This window comes from Enteractinococcus fodinae (assembly GCF_031458395.1).
In the GTDB taxonomy this organism is placed as follows: Bacteria; Actinomycetota; Actinomycetes; order Actinomycetales; family Micrococcaceae; genus Yaniella; species Yaniella fodinae.
The window spans coordinates 2,828,881-2,855,572 of sequence record NZ_JAVDYJ010000001.1 but is presented as its reverse complement, the minus strand read 5'-3'; the positions used below and the strand labels follow the sequence as shown (position 1 = coordinate 2,855,572).

The 26,692-nt window shown below is 57.8% G+C and carries 22 protein-coding genes; 18 read left to right on the top strand and 4 right to left on the bottom strand.

The features are described 5' to 3' along the window. Positions 1–27 precede the first annotated feature (27 nt). Both J2S62_RS13320 and J2S62_RS13315 read left to right on the top strand, forming a co-directional pair. Positions 28–756, top strand: coding sequence for a tyrosine-protein phosphatase (locus J2S62_RS13320; protein ID WP_310175566.1), 729 nt, complete (start codon positions 28–30; stop codon positions 754–756). A gap of 250 nt (positions 757–1,006) precedes the next feature. Then, complete coding sequence (locus J2S62_RS13315) at positions 1,007–1,546, top strand: thioesterase family protein (protein ID WP_310175565.1); 540 nt, start codon at positions 1,007–1,009, stop codon at positions 1,544–1,546. 119 nt (positions 1,547–1,665) lie between these two features. Here the strand turns inward: J2S62_RS13315 and J2S62_RS13310 are convergent, their stop codons facing one another. From J2S62_RS13310 to J2S62_RS13300, 3 genes are all read right to left on the bottom strand, one after another. Further along, a complete protein-coding gene (locus tag J2S62_RS13310; protein WP_310175563.1) occupies positions 1,666–2,448 on the bottom strand; it encodes an enoyl-CoA hydratase-related protein in 783 nt (260 codons plus the stop codon). A gap of 68 nt (positions 2,449–2,516) precedes the next feature. Further along, positions 2,517–3,242, bottom strand: a complete 726-nt coding sequence (locus J2S62_RS13305) for a TetR/AcrR family transcriptional regulator (RefSeq protein WP_310175561.1) — start codon at positions 3,240–3,242, stop codon at positions 2,517–2,519. 6 nt (positions 3,243–3,248) lie between these two features. Beyond that, positions 3,249–4,001, bottom strand: coding sequence for a 3-hydroxyacyl-CoA dehydrogenase (locus J2S62_RS13300; RefSeq protein WP_310175559.1), 753 nt, complete (start codon positions 3,999–4,001; stop codon positions 3,249–3,251). 190 nt (positions 4,002–4,191) lie between these two features. Here J2S62_RS13300 and J2S62_RS13295 point away from each other — a divergent pair, with 190 nt between their 5' ends. From J2S62_RS13295 to J2S62_RS13250, 10 genes are all read left to right on the top strand, one after another. Then, positions 4,192–5,334: a thiolase family protein gene (locus J2S62_RS13295; RefSeq protein WP_310175557.1), complete on the top strand. Its 1,143-nt coding sequence runs from the start codon at positions 4,192–4,194 to the stop codon at positions 5,332–5,334. A 31-nt stretch (positions 5,335–5,365) separates the two neighbouring features. After that, positions 5,366–6,556 carry an acyl-CoA dehydrogenase family protein gene (locus J2S62_RS13290; RefSeq protein WP_310175555.1) on the top strand — a complete coding sequence of 397 codons (1,191 nt, stop codon included), beginning with the start codon at positions 5,366–5,368 and terminating at the stop codon, positions 6,554–6,556. A gap of 165 nt (positions 6,557–6,721) precedes the next feature. Beyond that, entirely contained in the window at positions 6,722–7,915 is a 1,194-nt protein-coding gene (locus J2S62_RS13285) for an acyl-CoA dehydrogenase family protein (protein WP_310175552.1), read from the top strand. A 41-nt stretch (positions 7,916–7,956) separates the two neighbouring features. Beyond that, positions 7,957–9,129 carry an acyl-CoA dehydrogenase family protein gene (locus J2S62_RS13280; protein ID WP_310175550.1) on the top strand — a complete coding sequence of 391 codons (1,173 nt, stop codon included), beginning with the start codon at positions 7,957–7,959 and terminating at the stop codon, positions 9,127–9,129. A 10-nt stretch (positions 9,130–9,139) separates the two neighbouring features. Beyond that, positions 9,140–9,907 (top strand): enoyl-CoA hydratase-related protein, encoded by a 768-nt coding sequence (locus J2S62_RS13275; protein WP_310175548.1) that lies wholly within the window; start codon positions 9,140–9,142, stop codon positions 9,905–9,907. 6 nt (positions 9,908–9,913) lie between these two features. Then, positions 9,914–10,678 carry an SDR family NAD(P)-dependent oxidoreductase gene (locus tag J2S62_RS13270; protein ID WP_310175547.1) on the top strand — a complete coding sequence of 255 codons (765 nt, stop codon included), beginning with the start codon at positions 9,914–9,916 and terminating at the stop codon, positions 10,676–10,678. A gap of 40 nt (positions 10,679–10,718) precedes the next feature. Beyond that, entirely contained in the window at positions 10,719–11,606 is an 888-nt protein-coding gene (locus J2S62_RS13265) for an enoyl-CoA hydratase-related protein (RefSeq protein ID WP_310175545.1), read from the top strand. A gap of 17 nt (positions 11,607–11,623) precedes the next feature. Further along, complete coding sequence (locus J2S62_RS13260) at positions 11,624–12,613, top strand: NAD(P)H-dependent flavin oxidoreductase (protein WP_310175542.1); 990 nt, start codon at positions 11,624–11,626, stop codon at positions 12,611–12,613. Between the two features lie 100 nt (positions 12,614–12,713). Continuing rightward, positions 12,714–13,133: a PaaI family thioesterase gene (locus tag J2S62_RS13255; protein ID WP_310175540.1), complete on the top strand. Its 420-nt coding sequence runs from the start codon at positions 12,714–12,716 to the stop codon at positions 13,131–13,133. A 382-nt stretch (positions 13,134–13,515) separates the two neighbouring features. Further along, a complete protein-coding gene (locus J2S62_RS13250) occupies positions 13,516–14,808 on the top strand; it encodes a type 2 periplasmic-binding domain-containing protein (RefSeq protein ID WP_310175537.1) in 1,293 nt (430 codons plus the stop codon). Between the two features lie 121 nt (positions 14,809–14,929). Here the strand turns inward: J2S62_RS13250 and J2S62_RS13245 are convergent, their stop codons facing one another. Next, a complete protein-coding gene (locus tag J2S62_RS13245) occupies positions 14,930–15,970 on the bottom strand; it encodes a phosphotransferase family protein (RefSeq protein ID WP_310175535.1) in 1,041 nt (346 codons plus the stop codon). Between the two features lie 212 nt (positions 15,971–16,182). On the opposite strand from J2S62_RS13245, the gene J2S62_RS13240 reads away from it, so the two are divergent. From J2S62_RS13240 to J2S62_RS13215, 6 genes are all read left to right on the top strand, one after another. Then, a complete protein-coding gene (locus J2S62_RS13240; protein WP_310175533.1) occupies positions 16,183–16,812 on the top strand; it encodes a PaaI family thioesterase in 630 nt (209 codons plus the stop codon). A 243-nt stretch (positions 16,813–17,055) separates the two neighbouring features. Continuing rightward, entirely contained in the window at positions 17,056–18,369 is a 1,314-nt protein-coding gene (locus J2S62_RS13235) for an acyl-CoA dehydrogenase family protein (RefSeq protein WP_310175531.1), read from the top strand. Beyond that, positions 18,369–19,751: a phosphotransferase gene (locus J2S62_RS13230; RefSeq protein WP_310175886.1), complete on the top strand. Its 1,383-nt coding sequence runs from the start codon at positions 18,369–18,371 to the stop codon at positions 19,749–19,751. Before J2S62_RS13235 ends, J2S62_RS13230 begins: the two co-directional genes overlap by 1 nt. Before the next feature lie 61 nt (positions 19,752–19,812). Beyond that, positions 19,813–21,549, top strand: coding sequence for an AMP-binding protein (locus tag J2S62_RS13225; protein WP_310175529.1), 1,737 nt, complete (start codon positions 19,813–19,815; stop codon positions 21,547–21,549). Positions 21,550–21,616: 67 nt separating this feature from the next. After that, a complete protein-coding gene (locus J2S62_RS13220; RefSeq protein WP_310175527.1) occupies positions 21,617–24,871 on the top strand; it encodes an acetyl-CoA carboxylase family protein in 3,255 nt (1,084 codons plus the stop codon). A gap of 230 nt (positions 24,872–25,101) precedes the next feature. Further along, entirely contained in the window at positions 25,102–26,676 is a 1,575-nt protein-coding gene (locus tag J2S62_RS13215; RefSeq protein ID WP_310175524.1) for a class I adenylate-forming enzyme family protein, read from the top strand. Positions 26,677–26,692 lie beyond the last annotated feature (16 nt).

The following is a 26,692-nucleotide window of genomic DNA, read 5'->3' as shown; positions in this document are numbered from 1 at the left end:
TGCGTCGATACTAGGAAGAAGGTTTACATGACCGAACGGGACACGCAAGTAGAAGAACGCCACAGCGCAGCCGAGAGTGCTTCGGCGCTTGTGAATCTGCGAGACCTCGGTGGTATGCCGACCCAAGATGGCACCGTAACCCGGCATGGCGTCCTGTATCGCAGTGACGCGCCCTACCCGAATGATAGCGACCCGGTGACTGTCGACCAGTGGCCTCCGGCAGCTGTGCTTGATCTGAGGTCTCAGCGTGAGCGCGACGACGTTGGGCACGAGTGGACCGAAGATTCGAAGCTGTACCACTGGCCGCTCTACGATCAAGCAGCGCCGATCTCTCGCGATGCGCCGAACTTGGTTGACCTATACGGCAATATTCTTGAGGCAGTTCCTCATCGTGTAGCAGCGGTCGTGGATGTTGCTGCAGAGGCCGAAGCTCCGCTGTTAATTCATTGCGCAGCTGGCAAGGATCGTACTGGTATCACTGTGGCGGCTTTACTGTTGGCCGCAGATGTAAAGCCCGAAGCGGTCATGCAGGACTATCTTGCCACTGCCGCGAGCATGGCGGCATTGCGGAACCGGTGGGACGTCAAAGGTAGAGAAATTACCGTAGCCGAGGAGTGGCTGCTGACGCCGCAAGATGCAATTGAGTTCGTGTTGGATCAGTTCATGTCGTGGCGTGGTGGACCTGTTGGTTGGTTGACTGAGCACGGTGCCCGCCCCGAATCGGTGGAAGCCTGGAGAGCGCAGATCCGCCAGTAAGAGCCCTGGGGTAATACCACGGAGCGTCTCAAGGGGTTTTTCCAGTTCAAGCGGAGTAGAAGCGATCTATCCGTGCACTTGTGACCCGTGCTACATTTAGGTTCGTTGTAGATAATCTTAGTAAGACCGTCAGCGGTTCAATACCCTGACATGGAGCCGACTCACAGCTGGGCTTAGTACTCCGCCGTGGTGACCCGAACACTACCGAGAAACTCGGACTCCGAAGCAGATGATAGAAGGTTTATACGCAGTGCAACGTCAATTTCTTCCCTCACTTGAACAAGTGAGCCAGCTCCCGAGCCTAGTTTCCGTCCAGGTCATGCCCGATTGGATCGATGTCAATGGACATATGAATATCCGGCATTACTTGGAAATCGGGTCAAAAACCACCGTTGCGGGTGTCGAATCCTGCGGAATTGACCAGAAATATCGCGAGGAAGAACGCGCGAGCATATTCGACGCTGAGACTCACATCCGATACCTCAACGAGTCGCATATTGGCGACGCACTCACGGGACATCTCCGATTCGTTGATGTAGGTCCGAAAAGTGTCCACACGGTCGTGCTGGTGGTCGATTATAAGCGTGAGGTGCTTGTGAACGTGTATGAGTCACTCGGCATCCATGTGAATATGGAAACACGACGCGCAACGAATTTTCCAGACCATATCTTCAGAGATCTGGAGATGAAGGTACAGGAAGACTTACTGCTTGACTGGCTACCGCCCGTATCGGATTCGTTGGAGGTCCGAGGCGGCATCCGCGCTCTGCAGACCCAGGCAGCTCGATAAGTAGTACAAGGAATCTCTTACTGAGGACATGGAACCCGCATCAAGAAGGTGCATTTCAGACTGAAGAAGCCGAACCCACGGACGTGGGTTCGGCTTCTTCAGTCTGCGTTATCTTGTGATCAGCGGCCGAGCCACTGTGGTGTCCGTTTCTCCAGGAACGCAGCAACGCCTTCCTGACGGTCTTCCGAGACCAACACCCTTTCTGTCGCCTGCTCAGTGCTGGACCAGCCGAGCTTCTCCTCGTCCTCCAACACATCATTCATCACCGACAGACTGGTTGACACAGCGAACGGTGAATTCTGACAAACCTGGTCCGCGAGGGTCAGGGCCGCTTCAAGAGCATCGCCATCTTCGGCGAGCACGTTGACGATCCCTAATTCGTATGCACGTGGCGCGCTCATCGGCTGACCGGTCAACACGAGTTGTTTCGCGACGGTTAGAGGCAGACTCTGCCACGGACGGAAGAGCCCGCCACACGTCGGGATGACGCCCCGAGCAACTTCGGGCAGACCAAATTGCGCAGACTTCGCGGCAGCGACCATGTCACAGGCCAAGACCACCTCAAAGCCGCCGCCATAGGCGATACCCTCAACCGCTGCGATGAGCGGGGTGTGACGTCGTCTTCTGATGACGCCGTAGGGCCCGCCTCGATCTGTTGGTTCTCCGGGACCATCGGCCAAGTCGGTTCCGGCAGAGAAAGCCTGCTCCCCACCGACTAGGACGCCGCATCGCAGATCAGGATCATCGTCGAGCCGGTTCAGCGCGGCATCGAGGCTCTGCGTCATGAGCGAGTCAATCGCATTGCGTTTGCGGTTCCGCTCCATCCGGATGATGAGCACGTGGCCGCGTTGTTCTAACGAAACCCGCTCCTCTGCGGAATCGGGCATGTTTGAGTCAGTCATCCTGGTGCTCCTAGTACGTGTTGAAGTGTCGCTTCATACCGGCAGATTCGCTCTCCGAAGCAGCTGGATTATTCTTCGTCTTCTCCCAGCAGGGTGAGCGCAGTCGAGGTCCAGGTCGCGATCATCGGTTCGGTTTCAGGATTGCGACCGGAGAAGGTGTAGGTCAGGGCCATGCCACGCATACTGGTGAAGATGACGTCGAGCATCCTAGAGAATTGCGGGTTGGCGTTGATGTGCTCACCAAACAGTCGATGCGCGTTTTCCCGCACCCGACGCAAAACGGCCCGTTCGTGTTTCAGCAATTCGGCTGCCAGTTCTGGGTCAGTCCGGGCCGCGATCCAGGTTTCTGTGGCCGCCCAGAAATTCGGGTGAAAGAAGCTGGTCCATAACGCGTTGACGGACCATGCTACGCGTTCTTTGACGTGCGTAGTCGGCGGTGCATTGGAATAGTCCGCGCTGGACGTCGTGAGACGATCGGCTGCTAATCGGCGTATCGCGGCCGTGATAAGTTCCCGCTTCGAGGGGAAATGGTGCAGTAGTTTGCCGCGTGAAACACCGGCGTGTTCCTGAACCTTCATCGTGGTTGTGGCTGCGTAGCCGTTGGCCAGCAGGCATTCGATGGCTGCGGTCAGGATCTGATCGCGGGCGATCCGGCCCCTAATTTGGCCAGTTTGTGTTTCGGAGTCGAGGTCGAATATTTCAGTGGTGTCGGGAGAAGACACGTCCGCCAACGCCTGGGGACCAGTGGCCCCCGAGGCGTTAGGCGACGTGAATTTCTTTTCTGAAGAGGTCATCGGTGGTTAGCGAGGAGCCATCCGGATTGCACCATCCAGGCGGATCGTTTCACCATTGAGCATAGGGTTCTCAATAATGTGCTGTGCAAGCGAACCGAATTCATCCGGCTTCCCAAGACGAGATGGGTGTGGGATCTGCTGGCCCAGCGAATTCTTGGTTTCTTCGGAAGCGCCCATCATCATTGGGGTTTCGAAAATGCCCGGTGCGATGGTCATGACGCGGATCTTGGTCGAAGCAAGGTCGCGAGCAATCGGCAAGGTCATGCCTGCGACGCCAGCCTTGGATGCCGAGTATGCTGCCTGACCGATCTGGCCGTCGAAGGCAGCGACCGAGGCGGTGTTGATGATGACGCCACGTTCGCCGTCGATCGGTTCGTTCTGCTGCATCAAAGCGGCACCCAACCGGATGACATTAAATGTTCCGACCAGGTTGACCTGGATGACCTTGTTGAATGCGTCGAGTGGGAATGGTCCATTTTTGCCGGAGACACGAATGGCGTTGCCGATTCCTGCGCAGTTGACGACCATACGCAGATCGCCGAGTTCTTTGGTGCGCTCAAGGCCGGCGGATACTTGCTCTTCGTTGGTGACATCGCCTTCGACGAAGATTGCATCGTCACCGAGTTCAGCTACCGCGTCTTCACCCTTCAGGTCGAAGATGACCGCCTTCCCACCCTGGGCAATGATTTTCTTGGCGGTATCGAAGCCTAGTCCTGAAGCTCCACCGGTGATGAAGGCAACCTGGTCTTTAATCTGCATGTGATGTACTCCTCATTGAAAACGTCCTGTGTGAAATTGCAGCACTAAAAAATGCTTACCAGTCTATCTTGACTGGTTTTGTCGAATATGTGAAGCTTGACACATAATATTTTTTTGCGCACCGTGCGTAATCGGGGTCAAAGTCGAGCTGTTCATGACCGATGAGGCCCACCCACCACAAGGAGTTTCCATGTCAGATGCAGTTATTGTTGCCGCCCGCCGTGCCCCAACCGGAAAGCGTGACGGTGCTTTGTCAGGTATCCACCCCGCCGACCTCTCAGCGACCGTCCTCGAAGACCTCGTCAAAACCGCCGGGATCGATCCAGAACTTATTGACGATGTTGTCTGGGGCTGTGTTACCCAAGCCGGTGAGCAGACCATGGACATCGGACGCACCGCAGCCCTGTCTGCTGGTTTCCCCGAGACCGTCACTGGCGTGACTATTGACCGTCAGTGTGGCTCATCCCAGCAGGCCGTGCACTTCGCTGCCGCCGGCATCATGGCCGGTCAGTACGATATCGTCATCGCCGGTGGCGTCGAATCGATGTCGCGCAACCCAATGGGTTCGTCTTCGCAGGGCAAAAACCCGTACGGTGAAAAATTCTTAGAACGCTATAACGGCATCAAACCAAACCAGGGTATCGGCGCGGAAATGATCGCCGAGCAGTGGGGCTTCTCCCGCACCGAACTCGACGAGTTTGCACTGGCCTCTCACGAAAAGGCCGCCTATGCAACCGATTGTGGCTTCTTTGACTCGCAGATCGTGCCGATTGAAACCGAGCACGGCACCATTACAAAAGATGAGGGCATCCGTCGCGGCGGAACGGTAGAAAAGCTTGCCAAGCTCGACACCGTGTTCAAAGAAGACGGCGTGATCCACGCGGGTAACGCTTCACAGATTTCCGACGGTTCCGCAGCCCTGTTGATGATGAGCTCGGAACGCGCCAAGCAGCTGGGTCTGAAACCACTGGTGCGCGTACACACCGCAGTACTTGCTGGTTCCGATCCGGTCATCATGTTGACCGCTCCGATCCCAGCCACGCAGAAGGCGCTGAAGAAGTCCGGTCTGTCCATTGATGACATCGGCACCTTCGAAGTCAACGAAGCCTTCGCCCCGGTTCCAATGGCCTGGTTGAAAGACCTCGGCGCAGATCCAGCGCGCCTGAACCCACACGGTGGCGCGATTGCGATGGGTCACCCACTGGGCGGTTCCGGTGCCCGTTTGATGACCACCATGGTGCACAACATGGTCAACAACGACATCAAGTACGGCCTGCAGACGATGTGTGAGGGCGGCGGACAAGCCAACGCCACCATCCTCGAACTGCTCTAACCCACGCCTCGAGCGGATCAGGAGATTCGATATGAAACGTAACCTGTATACAGACGAACACGAGGCCTTCCGTGAGACGGTCGCGGCGTTCCTAGACAAAGAAGTGGTTCCCTACTTTGAGGAGTGGGAAGAGAACAAGCTCGTCGATCGGTCGATGTGGAAAGCCGCCGCCGAAATGGGCGTCATTGGGTTCTCACTGCCAGAAGAATACGGCGGACTGGGAGTCAAGGACTACCGGTTTGAAATGATCCGTGGGGAAGAAGTCGCCAAGCGCGGTGTCTCCCCGGCGACCTCCGGCTGGGGCGTGTCCGACGGCATCGTCCCCGGTTACTTTGAGGCCTTCGCCAACGAGGAGCAGAAACAGCGGTACCTTCCCGGTCTGGCTTCCGGTGAGAAGATCAGCGCGATCGCGATGACCGAACCCGAAGCCGGGTCGGACCTGCAAAGCATCAAGACCAAGGCCGTCCGCGATGGCGACGAATGGGTCATCAACGGTGCCAAAACCTTTATCACCAACGGCCAGCACTGCGACTGGGTCATCGTTGTTGCTCGCACGAATAAAGACGTTCCGGCTTCTAAAGGCACCTCGCTATTTATCGTCGACACCGACACCCCTGGCTTCCAGCGTGGCCGCAAGCTTCGCAAAGTTGGCCTGGACGCCCAGGACACTTCGGAAATGTCGTTCGTCGACGTCCGCGTCCCACACGCCAATCTGCTGGGCGAAGAGGGCAAAGGCTTCATCCACCTGATGACCAACCTGCCGTACGAGCGCATGGGCATTGCTTCCGGGGGGCTCGCCGGAGCACGCGCTGCGCTGCAGTGGACGTCGGAGTATGTCTTCCAGCGCAAGATGTTCGGTAGCACCCTGGGCGATCTGCAAAACACCCAGTTTGAACTGGCCGAGATGGAAGCCAAAGTCGACATGCTCGAAGCCTATGTTGATCGCTGCGCGATGGCGCTCAACGCGGGTGAACTCACTGCGGTGGAAGCATCCAAAGCGAAACTCATGGGCGCGGACCTGCAAATCGAAGTCGTGAACCGTTGCCTGCAGCTGCACGGCGGGTACGGCTACATGCTCGAATACCCGATCGGGCGGGCCTTCCGCGATAGCCGGATTCAATCCATCTACGGCGGTACTTCTGAAGTCATGAAGTACATCATCGGTAAAGACATCAGCAAGAGGTACCAGGTTGCCAAGCAACCGCAGCCTGCATATGCCTAATCCGAAGGTAGGGCCCTGGAATACGCTCCGCTAAGACACCGTATTCCGGGGCCCGCCTGCGGACAAAACCACACAAACCATAACCAACATACTGCGAAACGATCTACATGAAGACTTCCCTTGGGGGAGCGTGGGTCTTTTTCAAATGTACGATCTGGGGGATTAATGGATAATCTACTGAACGAGCAAGAGCTTGAATTCGCGCAGCAGATGCGTGAGTTCTATAGAACTGAGATTCCGGAAGACATTCGGCGCCGAAACGCCGCCGGTGAATCGCTGACCAAAGAGGATCACGTCACGACGATGCGTATCCTCAACAAACACGGGTATGCAGTCCCGAACTGGCCTGTCGAATGGGGTGGAAAAGACTGGACCCCGGTGCAGCGCCACATCTGGCTCGAGGAAATGCAGCTCGCCTCGGTCCCGACACCACTGCCATTCAACGCCTCGATGGTCGGTCCCGTGATTGCCACCTTCGGAAGCCAAGAGCTCAAAGAACGCTTCCTGCCACCCACCGCAAACCTCGATATTTGGTGGGCCCAGGGCTTCTCCGAACCCAACGCTGGGTCTGACCTCGCATCCCTCAAGACGGCCGCTGTACGCCAGGGCGATAAGTACATCGTCAATGGCCAGAAAACCTGGGCCACGATGGCTCAGCATGGCGACTGGATCTTCACGCTCGTTCGCACTGATCCAGACGTCAAAAAGCAGGCCGGCATCTCGTTCCTGCTGATCGATATGTCATCTCCCGGTGTCACGGTCCGTCCGATCAAACTGATCGATGGTGGATACGAAGTCAATGAGATTTTCTTCGATAACGTTGAAGTTCCGGTTGAGAACCTCGTTGGTGAAGAAAATAAAGGCTGGAGCTACGCGAAGTTCCTGCTCGGCAACGAGCGTACCGGTATCGCCCGAATCGGCAGCTCAAAAGTAGCGCTCGCACGCGTGAAGGCTTTTGCCGCCAACACCAAAACCTCCCGCGGGACGCTGCTGGATGATCCGCTGTTCTCCGCCAAACTCACCCGCGTCGAAGCAGAACTGACGGCGCTGGAATTCACCCAGTTGCGCATCCTGTCTACCCAGGCAGCAGGGGCCGATAAACCGGATCCACGCTCCTCCGTCCTGAAACTGCGCGGGTCCATGCTGCAGCAGGCGATCACCGAGCTCAAGGTCGATGTCCTCGGGCCCGAAGGCTTGGACTTCGTCGACTCACGCGAAGTGCCGGACGGCTTCACGACGCTGCCACACGGCGCGCCAGATGCCCTTCCGAACTACTTCAACATGCGCAAGACCACCATCTACGGCGGGTCTTCCGAAGTACAGCGCTCAATCATTTCCAAAGCCCTGCTCGGTCTCTAAACCCCTCGGCAACGTTAGAAACTTTATAAAGGAGAATCGCATTGGATCTCGAACTAAACGAAGATCAGCAAGAACTCAGCGAAATCATCTCTCGCCTGCTGAGGGATAAATACGACGCAGGCACCCGTGACTCAATCCTGGCTTCCGAGCAGGGATGGAGCACCGAAATGTGGGAACAGTACGCCGAAATCGGGCTCCTCGGGCTGCCATTTTCCGAAGACCACGGTGGCGTCGGCATGGGCTTTGCTGAAGTCGCAGTCGTGATGGAAGAGTTCGGCAAAGCGCTCGTGCTCGAACCATACCTGGCCACTGTCATTCTCGGCGGGGGACTCGTCAACGCAGCCGGCACCGAAGAACAGAAATCTCAGATCCTGGAAGAAGTGACCGAAGGCTCGAAGTTCTTGGCTTTTGCTGGCTATGAACCGCAGAACCGCTACGATCTGACCACGCCGGCAACAACTGCCACAGCTTCGGGCGACCAGTACACGCTCAATGGTGAAAAATCACGCGTGCTGGGCCTCGATGCAGCTGACCAGCTCGTGGTTTCCGTTGCCGTCGATAATGGTGTGGGTCTGTTCCTCGTCGACGCTGACGCCCAGGGCGTCACCACCGATATCCGGACGCAAGCAGATGGACTGAAGGCAGGATCGGTCCTGTTCGACAACGCCCCGGCTGTTCGACTCGGTGAAGGCGATGCACAGGACGCCATCAACCAGGTCATCGACATGGCCAATACCGCCATGATGGCCGAAGCCGTTGGAGCCATGGAGTCCGCCCTGAAAATGACCTCGGAGTACCTGCACGAACGCGAACAGTTCGGTGCCCCCATCGGTCGTAACCAGGTACTGCAGCACCGCGCCGCTGACATGTACGCCTCCCTGCAGGATGCCAAGAGCATGGCACTCTATGCCCGGCTGGCAGTGTCGCAGGATGAAAACGAGCCAAACCCCAACCGGCACCGCGACGTGATCGCAGCCAAGATCATCATCGACCAGGCAGCGCGTCACATCAGCCAGGAATCCATTCAGATGCACGGCGGTATCGGCATGGCAATGGAATACCCCATCGGTCACTACGCCAAACGCCTGACGGTCATCTCCCAGACGTTTGACGACTCTGACGGCCTGACCGCAGAACTCGCCGGTCTCGGTGGGCTTATTGAAGCCGAGGCCGCAGATCTTGAACCATCACTTGCACTCAACTCGACGCACTAAGAAGGAACCCATGTCTGAAGAGTCTCTCTACGTCTCCACTACCGATGGCGTGATGACCATCCAGCTCAACCGTCCACAGGCACTCAACGCCGTCACACCGGACCTGGTGTATGCCTTGGATGCTGCGATCGATCGCGCCCAGTCCGAAGCCCGGGCGGTTATCATCACCGGCGATGCACGTTCGTTTTCTTCCGGAGCGGATCTCGCGGCCTCGAGCAATGGGGAGAAAAAGGTCGATATTCTCGACATCATTAACAAGCTCATGCTGAAAATCCGCGACCTCAAAGTCCCAACGATCGCCGCGGTCTCCGGACCAGCTGCCGGAGTCGGATGCTCCCTGGCATTGATTTGTGACTACGTCGTCATGGACCCCAGCGCATACCTGATGTTGGCATTCACCAAGATCGGTCTGATGCCCGATGGCGGCGCAACAGCACTGGTCGCTGCTTCGGCTGGACGCCACCGCGCGCTGCGGATGGCACTGAACGCTGAAAAAATTCACGCCGAGACCGCCTTCGAATGGGGACTGGCGACCGAGGTCACCGCTGAAGGCGAGTACCTGAGTCGTGCACAGGAGATCGCAGCACGCTTTGCAAACGGTCCGACGCTGTCTCTTGGGGAGACGGAGTACGCAATCAACAAGGTCACGCTTGGAGATCTTGATGCCGCACTCGAGCAGGAACTGACCGGCCAGAATATTCTGCGAGCCAGCTCAGATTACGTCGAGGGTGTCCAAGCTTTCCGTGAGAAGCGTCCAGCCGTCTTTGCAGGGAAGTGATTGATTGTGTCGAATCTCTTTGATCTCTCTGACAACGTCGTGGTCGTGACCGGTGGCAATAATGGCATCGGGTTGGGCATGGCACGTGGCTTGGCACAATCCGGTGCATCAGTGGCCATTTGGGGCCGCAATACCGAGCGCAATGCTGAGGCTGAGGCCGAGCTAGCGAAAATCACCGATGCGAAAGCATTTGCTTGTGACGTCGCGGATCCAGCACAGGTGGCTGAAGCCATGGAAGGGACCGTTGAAAAGTTCGGCAAGGTTAACACGCTGATCGCCAACGCCGGTAGAGGAGGCAAGAAGGGCCCCTTCCACGAAATGGAAATCGAGGAATTTGATGAGCTCGCCGCCGTCAACGTCAACGGTGTGGTCCTGAGCTTCCAGGCTGCGATCAAGCAATTCCTCAAACAAGAATCCGGCGGTTCCCTTGTGGCAGTGTCCTCCTTGGCCGGCATCGAAGGCGCAGGCCAGAACGTGCACTACGGTGCAACCAAGGGTGCCGTCCTGGCAATCACCCGTGGTCTGGCCGCCGAGTACGCTCGCTACGGCATCCGCACCAACGCCATCCTCCCGGGCTGGATCGATACCGACATGACCGAAAATGCGGTCGGTAGCGAAGTGTTTTGGGAAAAAGTCATCAAACGCGTCCCGATCCGTCGCTGGGGCACCCCCGAGGACTTTGCTGCGGCAGCGGTCTACCTCGCGGGACCCGGCAGCGCATACACCAACGGCCAACAATTCATCATCGACGGTGGGTACTCGATCTTCTGATCGACGCCTATCGCAGTGTCTTTGTAAGGAAAGGGCAACAGTGTCCGAATTTACTCACATTACGTATGAGGTGGCCGAGCGGATCGCGACCGTCACCATTGATTCTCCGCAAAACAACAACGCCTTTACTGCTCTGATGGGCGAAGAGCTTATTAGTGCTTTTGAACGAGCAGACGCCGATGACGACGTCAAAGTGGTCGTGTTCACCGGCAAGGGCCGCTTCTTCTGCCCCGGAGCTGACCTTTCGGCAGGCGAAGAAACCTTCGACTACGACGCTCGCTACGGTGACAACGGTCTTGATCCAGACAAAGATCTGATCGATGGTGTGCGCCGTGATGGTGGTGGCCGGGTATCGCTGGCGATTGCTGATATGCGCAAACCCGTCATCGTGGCCTTCAACGGTGCCGGGGTGGGCGTTGGTTCGACGATGACCCTGCCGTGCGATATCCGTATTGCCAGTGAAGACGCCAAGTTCGGGTTTGTCTTTGCCAAGCGTGGCATCATGCCAGAAGCTGCCTCCACTTGGTTCTTGCCTCGCGTGGTTGGGATCAATCAGGCGCTGGAGTGGGTCTACACCGGCCGGGTGTTCGACGCCCAAGAAGCCAAAGAGGCAGGCCTAGTGTCCCGCGTCGTGCCGGGCGACCAGCTCATGGAAACCACCTACGAGCTGGCTCGCGAAATGGTCGAGGGCTCCTCGGCATTGACCATGGCTGCAGGTCGCAAGATGCTGTGGGGCATGCTCAGCGCTGATTCCCCGTGGGAAGCACACCGGTTAGATTCCAAGGGCATTTACGAACTTGGCAAACTGCCGGATGTTCGTGAAGGTGTCTCCTCGTTCCTTGAAAAACGCGAACCGGACTTCCCGGCAAGCATCCCGAGTGACTATCCCGAATGGTTGCCCGAATTCCCCGGTCCAAAACCTGTCTAACCTTTTAGGAGACCGTTATGATTAAAAACCGTTTTACCGAAATGCTCGGCATCGAGCACCCGATTGTCCAAGGCGGTATGCAGTGGGTAGGCCGAGCCCCACTGGCTGCAGCCGTATCCAACGCCGGCGGCCTGGGGATTCTCACCGCATTGACCCAGCCGACCCCGGAAGATTTGCGCAACGAAATCCGCAAGACCCGCGAACTGACCGATAAGCCATTCGGGGTCAACCTGACCATTCTGCCGACCATCAACCCGGTTCCATACGACGAATACGTCAAAGTGGCAGTCGATGAAGGCATCAACGTCATCGAAACCGCCGGGGCCAACCCCGAACCCTACATGCCGTTGTTCAAAGAACACGGTGTCAAAGTCATCCACAAGTGCACCGCCGTCCGGCACGCACTGAAAGCCGAAAAACTCGGTGTGGATGCGGTCAGCATCGACGGCTTCGAATGCGCCGGCCACCCCGGTGAAGACGATATCCCAGGCCTGGTGCTGATCCCAGCAGCGGCCGATAAACTGTCGATCCCGTTCATCGCCTCCGGTGGCTTTGCTGACGGTCGCGGTTTGGCCGCAGCGCTTGCCCTGGGTGCCGATGGCATCAACATGGGCACCCGGTTCATGGCTACCGCTGAATCCCCGATTCACGAAGACGTCAAACAAGCCATCGTCGAGGGCACCGAACTGGACACCATCTTGAATTTCCGACCACTGCGCAACACCGTGCGGGTCCGCAAGAACCAGGTCTCCACCGAAGCCGTCGAGATCCTCAACAACGGCGGCAAGTTCGAAGACGTCCAGCACCTCGTTGCCGGCGCTCGTGGACGTAAGGTCTTCGAAGACGGCGATATTGAAGCCGGCCAATGGACCGTGGGCATGGTCCAGGGCATCATCAACGATATCCCCACCAACGAAGAACTCATCAACCGCATCATCTCTGATGCGACCGAGATCATCCAGAACCGCCTGGCGAACATGCTCACCGCAACCTCGCCAGTCAGCTAACACACCACAACAACCCAAGCGCAAGCAGAAGGGGTGGGACGATCCAGATCGCCCCACCCCTTCTGTCACGCCCTAAAGCTTCAATATAAGGAGTCATATTATGAACTCAGCTCAAAACGCATCAGTGCGAGAAGACAGCGCGTTTATGAAAGCCTCGGGTCTGGTCATCGAGACCTTGGAAAAGACTCGTGCGACGGGATACGCCGATCTGGGCGAGGATCAACTCATGCCCAAAGGTGTAGTTCACGGCGGAGTCTACGCCACGATTGTGGAAACGATCGGCAGTGCCGGAGCAAGCCACGCAGTCTCTGAACTGGGACAGTATTCCGTGGGGGTGAATAACTCCACTGATTTTCTACGCCCTAGCACCGGTACGCATGCAACGGTGGTGGCCGAGGCGCTATACCAGGGACGCACGCAGCAGCTGTGGCAAGTGGTGATCACCGATAGTGCTACCGGTAAGGACCTGGCGCGAGGACAGCTTCGCGTACAGAACGTTCCCGAATCACCCGAACAGTAGCGTCACGGTGCAGAAGGCGAAGGCCCCGTGTTTCCAGGACCGTCACACGGGGCGGTGTGTCCTAGGGGCGCCTAGATCTTCCGTGAGTAAAAGCCCCAAGGGCCGCCACGAACGCTGCCTCACGGGAGCGCCGACAGAGGGTCTTTCTCGGTGATGACCTTCTGTGACGTGAGCCAAAGTTGCACCGCGGTCCCTGACTAGCGCCTTCGTTTTGGAGCGAGGTTTAAGACAGTACATCACAACAGATTTTCCTTCCGATGTGGTACAGTCTCCTTCGGCATGAAGTGTCATACGTCACTTATTCGATACGCCGGTGCAACAAACGAATTTCAGTTGCACCAGTCTTTTCTTTAGAAATATATAATATACGGAGAGTACTGCAATGCAGAAAATGCAGAAAAAGAATCGATGGAGCTCCACGAGCGTTATCGCTGGAGTTGCGGTCGCTGCGTTAGCTTTGTCAGGTTGTGCCGGGAGCGCCGGTGGTGACGCAGAAGAAGAGCGTGCTGGCGATGAAGGCTACGAGTACGGCGCCTCGGAAGAGGAAATCAAAGCGGCATTTGAGGATGTCGAGCCCCTTACCATCACCTATCAGCCCTCCGCACAGTCTCCCGGTGGTGCTGAAGCATACCGCGCGGAGGCCTTCATTGAGAACCTCGAGACGCTGTCTGACGGCAAAATCACCGTCGATACGACTTATGGCCAAGGTATCGCTGGCTACGATGAATTGCCGGACGCGTTGGCCGATGGTCGAGTCGACATCGCATACATGTTGCCGATTTATCTGCCGGACCAGTTCCCGATCTTCCAAGGGTATGTTGCTGGCACCACGTTGACAGGTACCTCTCCACTGGTTGATGAGCTTGCTGCGAATGCGGCGATGGGTGAGCTGGCCTGGCAGGATGAAAACCTGATCAATGAGTTCCGTGATCAAGGTATTGAACCCCTGAATCTTTTCAACGCCGCTGGAGCGGTGCTGCCAATGTGTGCTGATGAGACGCTGACCGCCGACGATTGGAGCGGTAACCAGGTGCGTGCTTCTTCGTCGGCACACACTGCCCAATTACAAGCATTGAATGCATCTCCCGTCTCGATGGCCTACACCGAGACATTCGAAGGGTTGCAGCGAAACACCATCGACTGCACGCTGACCGCAACGTTGGCCGCTGATGCCGGTGGCTTCATGGAAGTTGCCCCGCATGCCTCCTACACCAGCGATGTGACCTTTGCTCGTGGTCCAGGTGGCGTATATGCCGGCATGGCCTGGGACTCCTGGCCGCTGGCAGTGAAGCAGTTGGTTTTCGATTCCATGCAAGATGAGTTCATCCAGTCACGCCGTGGTGACCTGGCAGCCAACCACATCGCCGCAGAAGCGGTCCGGGAATACAACGGTTCATTTGAAGAAATGGACGATGACCTTCAGGAAGCGCTCTTAGAAGTCTCTCAGGGCCTGGTGGATGACGAAATTGAAGCTGGCACCCTGCCAGAAGGCTCGACCGAGAACATCCCAGAGACGCTGAACCGCTGGCGGGACGTCGCTGAGGAGCTCGGGTATGAAGATGAGGGCACTTTCGCGAACTACGACGAGTGGTACGACCTAGAAGACACCGAATACCTCGTGCCGTTCGGTGAACGCTACTTCGAAGAAGTCATGCTCCCACACCGCCCAAGCTAAGCACCTCATGAGCCACCCGCGCCGCTAGCCCATGCGCAGCTGCCGGGCGGGAACGGTGCCCGTTTTCAGAAGTGAAGATCTACTTCTGAAAGCGGGCACCGACTCGTTTAACGAGTAAGCCTTAGCTGTGGAGGTCGGAGTCGAGCATCGTCAGGGCCTGTCTTGCGAGCCCTTCAACGCCTTCACCAGTCTCTTCAGCATTAAATGCTAGATCGCCCATCTGGCCATTGATCATCCGGGTGTAGACCCCTTCCCGGATGCAAGCTAGCTTCCAGAGTGCAAATGCCGCATAGTAATTGACGTTCTGAGCCCGCGTGCCTGTCTGCTCTTCATAGTGCGCAATCAGTTCTTGGGTCGCTGGGAACCCGTCGTCTTGCCCGGGCACCCAAATGTTTGTGTATTGCTGTGGAGTTTCGAACATCGCCACAAAGTAGCCCAGATCTGTAAACACGTCGCCGATCGCGGTGAGTTCCCAATCGACGACCGCGTTGATGGTGCCGTCGGGCGCAAAGATCATATTGTTCGGTTTGAAATCACCGTGGGCGATGCCGGTAACGACGTCGTCCGCCTTGGGCATGCGTTCCACGAGGACATCGTGGACTTCGCGGATCACGGGAATGTCCCGTTGGGTAATGTTTTCAAACTGGCCAAGCCACCGCCGCAATTGACGTTCTACCAAGTTGCCTGGCCGACGCAAGTCACCCAAACCAGCGGCATCAATGTCCACACGGTGGATTGCAGCCAGGGTGTCAACCATCCCAAACGCAGTTGCACGCCGATTCTCTGCCGGGATTAGCGCCCATTCTTCAGGTGTATTGAGCGGGAAGCCAGGACAGTGGTCCATAAACACGAATGGAACTTCCATGACCGCAGGGTCATCGACAATCTCTAACACGTTCGGGACGGGCACTTGTGTCGAGCCAAGGGCCGCCATAATGCGGCCTTCGCGCGCAACGTTGTGGGCACTGCCGCCTTGGTGGCCCAGTGGGGGCCTGCGTAGCACCCACCGTGGTTCTCCGCCGACATCGACGGTGTAGGTAAGATTCGAGCGTCCTACCGATAGGACCGAATAGCTCACCTCACTTACACCAAATTTCTGGTCGATCCATCGGCCGACCTTTTCGGCATCGAGCCCCGCGGGCACCGTTTGCGCTTCAGTCATATCGTCCTCACTGTAGTTACGGGTCTATACATAGCTCGAGCAGGTGGACACGCACCATAAGCCCGGAATGATAAGTCTGTGGTCTGCCTCACAGTGTAATACTAGTTCAGCTGCCCCCTCAAAGAGGCGAAGGGCAAATCACTGGATGGCTCCAGATTTACACATCGTGTGAAATATGTCACGAATTGGTCTTTCGTTGTTATGGTGGGTCAATGACATCACTTGATTCTTTAGACGGCATTGCCATGGCTAAACGCCGTGGCCGAAGACTGGAGGATACGCCACATACGCAGGCGTATCGTGAAATGTTAGCCGCGGTGCGTGGGTTCCAGAACGCGGTAGTGCAAGCCAATCCCAGCCCGGAAGAATTGGCGCAAATGACGGCTTCACTGCAGGAAATGCAGGCGATGTTGGAAGCGCAGGCGGTGCCCGAAGTGGAGCGCTGGTATGGACGTGGCGGTGGGCGCGATGGCAAGTTGCAGTTGGTGACTCCACAGTTGCGCATCGATGTCGTGGAAGAGGACCGCATCCAAGCGCATACGGTGGCAGAGGAGTTTTACATCGGAATGAACGGTGCCATGCACGGCGGGATTGTGGCAGCGATATTTGATGCGTTATTGGGGCGGATGGCTTCAGGCGCGCAGGGTCGAGTGTGTCGCACGGCGTATCTGACGACGAATTATCGCGCGATCACCCCGTTGAATGAGCGGTTGGACCTGGTGGCGAAAGTCGAATCAGTAGAGCGCCGGAAACGGTTCGTCTCAGGACAGCTCTGGCATGGCGACACCTTGTGCGCCGAAGCTGATGCTCTGTTTGTAGAGCTCCTGCCCGGACACCAGTAAATCTCTGTTCGCATTCTCTTGTGACTATTGACTCTCATGGGCGTGCTCCCTAGAGTCTGGTTTTAGCGATCGATCACTAAAGTGATGCCGTCGATTCCGTTAACGGCACTGACGACCCAATTTTCATCCCAGACGACCATGTGTCCGCGCGATAGTACTCGCCGGCTTAGTACCTGGCATCGCTCCCCAGCGTTATACCACCGGGCACAGTTGCGAACCACTGACCTATGTAGAGGAATGCCAATGGATTATCGAATTCCCGAGTACCTACAGAACCTGCTCAATGAATTAGACGAATTCATTGAACGGGAGATCCGCCCGCTGGAGAACGAAAACGATAATATTCGGTTCTTCGATCATCGACGCGAGTACGCACGCACCGACTGGGACAATGGTGGGGTCCCACACCCAGATTGGGAAGCATTGTTGGCTGAAGCCAAGCGTCGCGCGGACAAAGCAGGGTTCTATCGAGCCCAATTGCCGAAGCATCTAGGTGGCTCTGGATTAGGAAACCTAGACATGGCTGTCATTCGCGATCACTTCGCCTCCAAAGGGCTTGGCCTTCATAACGATCTGCAGAATGAACACTCGATAGTCGGCAACAACGTGGGTCTGATGCTTCTGATGAACTATGGCTCCGAAGCGCAGATTGATGAATGGAAAGAAAAGATTGCCGCGGGCGAGGCGCACTTCAGCTTCGGCATCACGGAACCAGATCATGGTTCGGATGCCACCCACATGGAAACGACCGCGACGAAGACCGATTCCGGTTGGGTCATTAATGGGGAAAAGATGTGGAACTCCGGTCTGCATACGGCCGATCGGGATATTGTTTTTGCTCGCACTCATGGCGAGCCTGGCAGCGCAGAGGGCATCACCGCTTTCCTCGTCCCGTTAGACGCACCTGGAGTCGACATCCTGGAGTACGTCTGGACGTTCAACATGCCCACCGACCATGCCCACGTCCGGTTTACCAATGTCGAAGTCGATGAGACCCAGCTCTTTGGTGAACTCGGTCGCGGCCTACAGATCGTGCAACACTTCTTCAACGAAAATCGAATCCGGCAGGCAGCGTCGAGCCTGGGGGCAGCACAGTACTGCATCAACGAATCCGTTGAATATGCCAAGGAGCGCAAGCCGTTCGGCAAACCGCTCGCGGTCAACCAAGCGATCCAATTTCCACTGGTCGACCTTCAGGCACGTGCCTCCATGCTGCGTTCCTTTATTCGTGAGACAGCATGGCTCATGGACCAAGATGGCGCTTTCACCGTCTCCGACAAAATCTCCATGGCGAATTACCAGGGCAACAGACTGGTTTGCGAGGCGGCCGATCAAGCCATGCAAGTGCACGGCGGAATGGGGTACTCCCGCAAGAAACCCTTCGAGCACATCTACCGGCATCACCGCCGCTACCGCATCACCGAAGGCGCCGATGAAATTCAGATGCGCCGCATCGCCGGTTACATGTTCGGCTTCATGTCCCAGCGTAATCCTAAGGGAGTTACAACCGACACGTACAAGACGCAAGCTGACAGTGAGGCGACACAAAGAGCGTGATGGTAGAGGACCTCAAAGCCCGCTTGGAATCGCGCCTTCATCAGCTCGGGCACCCATCAGGCGAGATTACCGATATACAACAACTCACCGGTGGCGCCAGCAGGTTGATGTGGCTGGTGGGAACCACCCTGAGTGGGGACTGGTGTCGATTCGTGTTGCGGATGGACCATCCCAGCGATCCCGATCCCGAAGCCAATGCACAAGAAGCTCGGGTGCTCGCTGCGGCCCATGCCGCCGGAGTCGCAAGTCCTTCAGTGCTGGACCATTCGGTGGACCCCCAGATCCTGGGGACCCCGTACCTCATGCTGAGCTTTATAGAAGGGGAGACTATCGCTCCTCGCATCCTGAAGGATGAGCGATACGCGACAGCACGAGAACGCTTACCGGCTCAACTGGGTGAAGCAATCGGACGCATCCACGCAGTACCTTTGGATGGGCTGGGGCTAGAAGAGGCCGAGGACCCAATTGACAGTCTTCTTGATGATTACGCCGCGACGGCTGTCGACCGTCCGGCACTGCTCTTAGGACTGCGCGAACTAGCCCGCCGCAAACCTGAGGCAGCGCCGAAACGCACCCTGGTTCACGGGGATTTTCGTCTAGGAAATCTCATGGTGGACGAATCGGGTCTGGCCGCTGTGCTGGATTGGGAACTCACCCACCTGGGCGACCCGTTTGAGGATCTGGGATACGTTTGTATGCGAGCCTGGCGATTCGGCGGGCCCGGCCGAGTAGCTGGAGTCGGGGAGGTATCCGATTTTCTGGATGCTTATGAATCGCAGACCGGTTTCCGCCCCTCCGAGGAGCAATTGACCTGGTGGGAAGCTCGAGCCACCGCCTGGTGGGGTATTGGGTGTCTCCGACAAATGCAGCGCTCCGTACCCGGCCATACCAATGAACTTGAGCTCTTGGCTATTGGACGTCGTACAGCCGAGCAGGAACATGACCTGCTCGAGCTGTTATACCCCGAGGTGCAACCCGCCGAGGTTGGTACAAGCTCGACCGATGGTGCTCCGCAGAACGGACGGTCCGCCCCAAGCTTGTTCACGGAGCCGACCGCAGATGAGCTGTTCAACGGGCTCGAGTCCTATTTAACGCAGGACCTTATTCGTGGCGAAGGTGAACCCAACCGTTTCAAGGCTCGCGTGGCCAAGAATGTCGTCAGCCTGCTGCGTCGTGAAAACAGCCAACGACCAGAGGCCGATCGATGGTACGCAAGGGCGCTGCACGAGCTACGCGCGGACGATGAAAAGGGGCTCGCGCAGTGCGTGCAGCAACTCTCAGACACATCGGCAAGTTCCGAGGAGACCCGGCGCATCGTCGCGGTGCTCAAGACAGCAGCGCGACTCCGTCTCGAAGTCTCCAACCCGAAATACCTCACATAACGAAGCGGCCTGAATCATGCTGGCGCGTAGGTTGAATCTTCAAAGGAGAACAGACAGGATCATGCCAGAGACTTCATCAAGAATTACAGCATGGCAGGCGGCCGCAGAGGAACTTGCTGCGCTGCGAACGCTCTGGCCGGAAGAAGTTCCGCATAACCCCGCTGAGTTGGCGGCAGGGACCGGCCTGGCCGAGACCATCCAACACTGGGCTAGGACCCGCCCCGATGCGGTAGCGGTCAGCTACTACGGATGGCAGTCGACCTGGTCAGAAGTGGAACGCAGGGTGGGAGCGCTCGCCGGCTGGCTGTCAGGTCACGGGGTCGGTGTGGGAGATCGTGTTGGCGTCTATATGGGAAACAGCCCGCAGTATTTCGAGTCGTTTGCTGCAATTGCCTGGCTTGGTGCGGTCTATGTGCCTATCAACCCGATGTACAAAGCCGAAGAGTTACGGTACCAACTTGAAGACTCGGGTGCGGTCCACCTGATCGCCGCGACTCAACTGCGAGAAATCGTTGATAGCGTTCTTCCTGAGCTCGGCCACGAGGTCTCAGTGACATGGACAGATCCGGCTGCCGTTTTCCTTGAAGCGGGCGCACCTGCGCCCACCCCAGGATTGCCTATATCGGTGCCCTCTGCTGAAACAGCGGGGGACTGGGCGGCAGTCCTTGAAACCTCGCCCGTACCTCCGGTGCCTTCGGACCCTGACCGTCTCGCGGCATTGAACTACACGGGTGGGACAACAGGGCGGCCAAAAGGATGCGAACATACGCTGGGCCACATGGCGTACACCGCAGCCGCTTCCGCCGCAGGGATGGGCAAAACTTCCACAAGTTCCACACGGGATGTCACCCTAGGCTTCCTTCCGATGTTCTGGATCGCGGGGCAAAATTTGGGTTTGTTGTTGCCGTTCTATTCCGGCGGGGAAGTGGCGATCATGAACCGGTGGAATCCACGTGTAGCGCTGAGGGCGATTCATGACCGTGGCGTCACTCGTCTCGCCGCACCTGCTGAAGGCTATGACGAGATGCTGCAATTATTAGCGACTGAAGAGTTTGCGGACGTCGACATCAGTTCGCTGGAGCAGTCCCAGGCGCTTTCACTGAGTCGAAAACTCGACATCGACTTGCGCGAGCGCTGGCATGCCCAGACCGGTCTGACCTTGCGAGAGGCATCCTACGGGATGACCGAAACCCACACATCTGACACGTTTACGCTGGGTCTGCAGGATGAAGACCGGGATCTGCGAGCTGAGCCAGTGTACTGCGGGTACCCTGTGCCCGGAACAAACATCGTGGTGGTCGATGCGGATCTCAACCCGGTCCCCGTAGGACACGAAGGGGAGATTCTGGTGAATTCGCCCTCGGTTCTGACCGGATATTGGCGCAACCCGACCGCTACCGAAGAGACCCTAATTGGTGGATGGCTCCGCACCGGTGACACCGGCCGTTTTGATGAAGTGGGCGCGCTGACCTACTTGGCGCGGACCAAGGAAATGATCAAAGTCAACGGCATGAGTGCATTTCCCTCCGAAATCGAAGCCCTGTTGCGTATGCATCCCGATGTGGACACCGTCGCGGTCGCGCCCCGCGAAGATCAGGCCAAAGGGCAGGTTCCCGTCGCATTCGTGATCCCCACCCCGGGATCCCAGCCGGACGCCGACGAGCTCACCGCATGGGCCAAAGAGAACATGGCGGTATTCAAGGTGCCCGAATTTGTCTTTGTCGATCAGATGCCCATGACCGCCACGGGCAAGATCCGCAAGAACGAACTCATCGAACAGGTCAATCAGCTGACCTGAGGCAGCTGATTTTCCCTACCCAACCACACCACTGAAAATCTGCGTCAACGGAGACCAAGACATCACTATGGACAACACCCCTACAATTCTTATTGCCAATCGCGGCGAAATTGCCGCGCGGATTATCCGAACAGCACAGGCCTATGGGATACGCACCGTTGCCATTCGCTCCTCGGATGAAGAATCCTTGGCTGGAGCAGCCGGCCTGCACGTACAACTTGCTGACGAAGTAGTCACGCTGCCAGGTCGCGGCGCTGCGGCATACCTCGATGCGCAAGCGGTTCTTGAGGCCGCCTGCTCGAGCGGTGCCCAACTGATCCACCCGGGCTATGGATTCTTGGCCGAATCAACACAAATGGCACAGCTGTGCCAAGACGCCGGCCTCACGTGGGTTGGACCCTCTGCCGAGGTGCTCAACTTATTTGGGGATAAGCGTGCGACACGGGAGCACGCCGAATCCCTTGGCATCCCGGTTCCCGCCTCAACCGGCCTGCTGTCTACGGCAGAAGAGGACTATGAAGTGGCAGTTTCTACTGCGGCAGAGCTGCTGGCCGCGCACCCCGGTGGTATTGCCATTAAGGCCGTGGCCGGCGGAGGCGGGCGGGGGATCCGCATGGTCCACGATGCCGATAAGCTCCACGATGCGCTCAACGCGTGTGCTGCAGAAGCACAAGCTGGCTTCGGAGACGACCGTGTTTTTGCCGAGGCTATAGTCACCGGTGCACGGCATATCGAAGTACAGGTCTTAGGCACCCCTGACGGGGTCCATGTATTAGGGGACCGCGACTGCTCTATTCAGCGCAGACGCCAGAAGCTGGTGGAAATCGCCCCCGCGCCAGGGCTGAGCGATGAGCTACGAGCAAGTTTGCACGCCGATGCTGCTCGACTGACGGAATCCGCGGGGTACTTGTCATTGGCGACCGTGGAATTTCTCGTCTCTGATGACCGGTACGAGCTGCTCGAAGTCAACCCTCGCATCCAGGTCGAGCACACGGTCACTGAGCAAGTAACAGGGCTTGATCTGGTGGCCTGCCAACTCGATGTTGCCACCGGCAAACAACCAGTAGGTCTGAATGATCACTCTGTAGAGGCACCAGAGCCACGCGGCTACGCGGTCCAACTACGGGTCGCCGCCGAGTCCATGCAAGCCTCGGGGGAGCCGATGCCCAGTGCCGGTACAGTTGACGCGGTCACGTGGCCGACAGGCCCCGGGGTGCGAGTGGATACATGGGTTCAACCGGGCACGACCGTTACCGGGGCCTTCGACTCGTTGCTGGGCAAGATCATCGTCCAGGGACCTACCCTCGAGGCAGCGTTATCAGCCGGAGACCGGGCGCTGTGCGAAACTCGGATCTCAGGAATCGACACCAACGTCGCCTTATTACAAGCGATCGGCCAGATCCTTGCGCCGGGAAGCGAGACCACAACTTCGTTTGATGCTCGGGCAGCAGACATCGTCACCTGCGCCAACGAGATCGAAGCGGCCAGACAGGCTCGAAACCCCTCAGCCCCTGGAGCCAACGGCAGAGGTTCCCAGTCGCCGCCGATCAGTGGCAACGGTGTGGCTGAACCGAAACTTCGCAGCGATGAAACCCTGCTTCGCGCCTCGCTGACCGGCACCGTCGTGTCCGTCGGGGAGAAACCCAGCGAATATGTGCTGTTGGAGGCCATGAAGATGCATCACCCCGTCTCGGGGCCGGTTGCGCAAACCGTCCGGCACCTGGTTTCGGTGGGAGACTTTGTTTCCGCCGGGACTCCTCTGGCTGTGCTCAGTGGCGTCGCAGAGCAGGATGAGGATGCCGCCTTAGAAGTAGAACCACACCCCGGTGTGGCCGAGGTCCAAGAACGACACGCAGCGGTGCTGGATGAAGCCCGCGAGAAGCATCTGAAAAAGATTAGAGATCGTGGCAGACGCACGGCGCGAGAAAACGTTGCTGACCTGGTAGATCCGGGCAGTTTCGTGGAATACGGGCCCTTGGCTATCGCTGCCCAAACCAAGCGCCGCAGTGTTGAAGATCTTATTGAAAAGACTTCTGGGGACGCTCTCGTGGGCGGTGTCGCCACGATCGAAGGCCAAGAAGTTGTGGTCATCAGCTACGACTTCTCGGTCTTGGCGGGCACGCAAGGCACCCGCAACCACGCAAAAGTAGACCGGCTGATTCAGGTGGCCCAGCAACGCCAGGTGCCATTGATCCTCTTCGCCGAAGGCGGCGGTGGCCGTCCGGGCGAAACTGACCGGGCGCCCTCAGTAGGGCTGAGCGTGCCGACCTTCGCAGACCTCGCCGCGCTCCGCGGGCAGGTACCGATGATTGCTGTGGTTTCCGGCTACACCTTTGCCGGCAACGCAGCGTTAGCCGGGGTCTGTGATCTCATTATCGCCACGCCTGAGGTCAACCTCGGCATGGGCGGGCCAGCAATGATCGAAGGCGGGGGACTCGGCAAATACCGCCCCGAGGATATCGGTCCGGCAGAGCTCCACCTAGCCAACGGTGTCATAGACATCCTCGCCCAGGATGAGGCCGAAGCAGTAGCCCACGTGAAAGAGGCATTGTCCGCGCTCACCGGAACCCGGCGCTCGCAGCAAGAGGAGAACGTTTCTCCTTTAGAGGTTGATGAAGAGCTCGCCGAAACCGCTCGCACCGTCGTGCCGGCGGATAGACTCCGCGCGTTCTCTATGGTCGATGCGATCACTTCGGTTGTTGACCCGGGAACGTTTACGGAAGTTCGGCAGGAATTCGGCGCTGGCGCCATCACCGGCTTCGGGCGCATTGATGGTGAGCCCATTGCGATCATTGCCAATAATAACCATCATCTCGGTGGCGCGATCGACGTTGATGCCGCACGGACGATGACCCAGCATCTGACGCTCGCACAAGATCATGGCTTGCCGGTCGTCTCGTTTGTCGACACCCCCGGCTTTATGGTCGGTGTCGAGGCCGAGCGAGAACCAGGAGTCCGAGCATTCGGCGACCTCTTCGTGGCCGGCGCTTTACTTACCGTCCCGGTGGGGGCCGTTGTCATCCGGAAAGCCTACGGCTTGGGCGCGATGGCAATGCTGGCCGGTAGCTCGAAATCCCCGCAGTTCACCATCGCCTGGCCAAGCGGTGAACTCGGGCCCATGGGACTCGAAGGCGCGGTACGCCTCGGGTACGCAAAAGAGCTTGCCGCAATCGACGATCCTGAGGCTCGTGAGGCAAAGGAAGCCGAACTCACCGACCAGCTCTACGAACAAGGCAGAGCGATGAGTGCCGCCATGATTTTTGAAATCGACGACGTCATCGACCCAGCACTCACCCGCGACTGGATCCGAACTCTGGTTTGAAAAGAGCGGAGCACCGGAGTTGCCATACCTTGAACTCCTTACCCCCACGGGTAGAATGTGCTGGGTATCACACTAAAATAGCGGAGGTGGAGTACGTGGAGCCAAAGAGGTCTCACGAGGATATTCAGGCAGAACTCACAGCAGAGGGGGCCCCTTTTGAGACCCTCGAGATCGACAGAGATGGCGTACCGGTCCGGGCGTGGAAAAACGCTCCACCCAGCGTCCGCGCCATGGTTGAAAACTCTCGAGCCTTTGGTGACCAGGACTTTCTCGTCTATGACGATGAGCGACTCACGTACCGGGAGCACTTCACCAGAGTCGCCGGGCTAGCCAAAGAGCTCATGGAAACCTACGGTATCGCCAAGGGCGACCGGGTGGCTATCGCGATGCGCAACTATCCGGAATGGGTCATCGCCTTCTTCGCAGCCTCGTGTACAGGTGCGATCGTTGTGCCGCTGAATGCCTGGTGGACGGCGAGAGAACTCGAATTCGGCCTCCGCGATTCCGGGGCAAAGGTCGTCATCGCCGATCAAGAACGGTTGGACCTGTTGGGTTCCGTTCTGCCTGAGCTGGAGATACCAGCCATGGTGGCGCGCCCCACAAAGCCGCTTCCCGAAAATACTCGTGATATCTCCACCGTGGCCTCAGCCGAAGAGCTGCCTGCAGTGGACCTTGATCCCGAGGACGACGCGACGCTTTTCTACACCTCGGGCACCACCGGCACCCCAAAGGGAGCCCTCGGGACACACCGAAACATCTGCGGCAACGTGGTCAGCCAGGTCTATTCCGGCGTCAGGGGAATGCTCCGATTGGGCCACACACTGGCCGAAGTTCAGGCGGCAACGCCAGCCCCCATGGTCTCCTTGATGGCGGTGCCGTTATTCCACGCCACCGGTTGTCACACGGTCTTGATGGGGGCCTTCGAACGTGGCGGCACGTTGGTCCTCATGTACAAGTGGGAGCCAGGCACAGCACTGGAACTTATGGAGCGCGAGCGGGTCACCCACTTCACGGGTGTGCCCACTATGCTCACGCAGATGTACAACCATCCTGATTTTGAAGATCGTGACCTCAGTAGTCTGACGGTTATGGCTTCCGGAGGCGCATCCGCCGCCCCAGTGCTGGTCGAACGAACGACCCAACTGCTGCCAGCGGCCGCTCCCGGGAACGGTTACGGACTCACCGAAACCTCCTCGATGACCACAAGCAACCGCGGGATCGACTATGTTATCCACCCAGATAGTGTGGGCCCGCCGGTGGCGATTTGTGAGGTCGAAGTAGTCGATCCGGCGAGCAGAGAACCTCTTCCAATTGGCGAAGTTGGAGAACTGCGCATCAAAGGCGCCAACGTCGTCAAAGGCTACTGGAACCGTCCCGACGCTACCGATGAGGTTTTCGTCGACGGCTGGTTCTACTCCGGGGATCTGGCGCGACTGGATGATGAAGGCTTCGTATACATCGTCGATCGTGCCAAAGACATGATTATCCGTGGGGGAGAAAATGTCTACTCGGCCGAAGTGGAAGCTGCGATCCACCAACACCCGAACGTTACCGATTGCGCGGTGATCGGTGTCGAGCACGAGGTTCTAGGTGAAGAAGTCGGAGCCGTCGTTCAAACGAAGGTTGGTTCGTCTCTGACCGACGAAGAACTCAGGACCTTCCTCGCTGATCGTATCGCGCGCTTCAAGATACCAACCCGCTGGGAGATCCTGGAAGACGAGCTGCCGCGAAATGCCGCCGGTAAGCTGCTCAAACGCGAAATTAAAACGCATCTGGACAATGCAGGCGAGACCACCAGGGTCTAAGGGACTGACCTTGTAA

What these genes read in the sequence shown, in the direction of transcription:
- J2S62_RS13320 (WP_310175566.1), top strand. Translation starts at nt 28, where the DNA reads ATGACCGAACGGGACACGCAAGTAGAAGAACGCCACAGCGCAGCCGAG.
- J2S62_RS13310 (WP_310175563.1), bottom strand. Translation starts at nt 2,448, where the DNA reads ATGACTGACTCAAACATGCCCGATTCCGCAGAGGAGCGGGTTTCGTTA.
- J2S62_RS13305 (WP_310175561.1), bottom strand. Translation starts at nt 3,242, where the DNA reads ATGACCTCTTCAGAAAAGAAATTCACGTCGCCTAACGCCTCGGGGGCC.
- J2S62_RS13300 (WP_310175559.1), bottom strand. Translation starts at nt 4,001, where the DNA reads ATGCAGATTAAAGACCAGGTTGCCTTCATCACCGGTGGAGCTTCAGGA.
- J2S62_RS13295 (WP_310175557.1), top strand. Translation starts at nt 4,192, where the DNA reads ATGTCAGATGCAGTTATTGTTGCCGCCCGCCGTGCCCCAACCGGAAAG.
- J2S62_RS13290 (WP_310175555.1), top strand. Translation starts at nt 5,366, where the DNA reads ATGAAACGTAACCTGTATACAGACGAACACGAGGCCTTCCGTGAGACG.
- J2S62_RS13285 (WP_310175552.1), top strand. Translation starts at nt 6,722, where the DNA reads ATGGATAATCTACTGAACGAGCAAGAGCTTGAATTCGCGCAGCAGATG.
- J2S62_RS13275 (WP_310175548.1), top strand. Translation starts at nt 9,140, where the DNA reads ATGTCTGAAGAGTCTCTCTACGTCTCCACTACCGATGGCGTGATGACC.
- J2S62_RS13260 (WP_310175542.1), top strand. Translation starts at nt 11,624, where the DNA reads ATGATTAAAAACCGTTTTACCGAAATGCTCGGCATCGAGCACCCGATT.
- J2S62_RS13255 (WP_310175540.1), top strand. Translation starts at nt 12,714, where the DNA reads ATGAACTCAGCTCAAAACGCATCAGTGCGAGAAGACAGCGCGTTTATG.
- J2S62_RS13250 (WP_310175537.1), top strand. Translation starts at nt 13,516, where the DNA reads ATGCAGAAAATGCAGAAAAAGAATCGATGGAGCTCCACGAGCGTTATC.
- J2S62_RS13245 (WP_310175535.1), bottom strand. Translation starts at nt 15,970, where the DNA reads ATGACTGAAGCGCAAACGGTGCCCGCGGGGCTCGATGCCGAAAAGGTC.
- J2S62_RS13240 (WP_310175533.1), top strand. Translation starts at nt 16,183, where the DNA reads ATGACATCACTTGATTCTTTAGACGGCATTGCCATGGCTAAACGCCGT.
- J2S62_RS13235 (WP_310175531.1), top strand. Translation starts at nt 17,056, where the DNA reads ATGGATTATCGAATTCCCGAGTACCTACAGAACCTGCTCAATGAATTA.
- J2S62_RS13230 (WP_310175886.1), top strand. Translation starts at nt 18,369, where the DNA reads ATGGTAGAGGACCTCAAAGCCCGCTTGGAATCGCGCCTTCATCAGCTC.
- J2S62_RS13225 (WP_310175529.1), top strand. Translation starts at nt 19,813, where the DNA reads ATGCCAGAGACTTCATCAAGAATTACAGCATGGCAGGCGGCCGCAGAG.
- J2S62_RS13220 (WP_310175527.1), top strand. Translation starts at nt 21,617, where the DNA reads ATGGACAACACCCCTACAATTCTTATTGCCAATCGCGGCGAAATTGCC.
- J2S62_RS13215 (WP_310175524.1), top strand. Translation starts at nt 25,102, where the DNA reads ATGGTTGAAAACTCTCGAGCCTTTGGTGACCAGGACTTTCTCGTCTAT.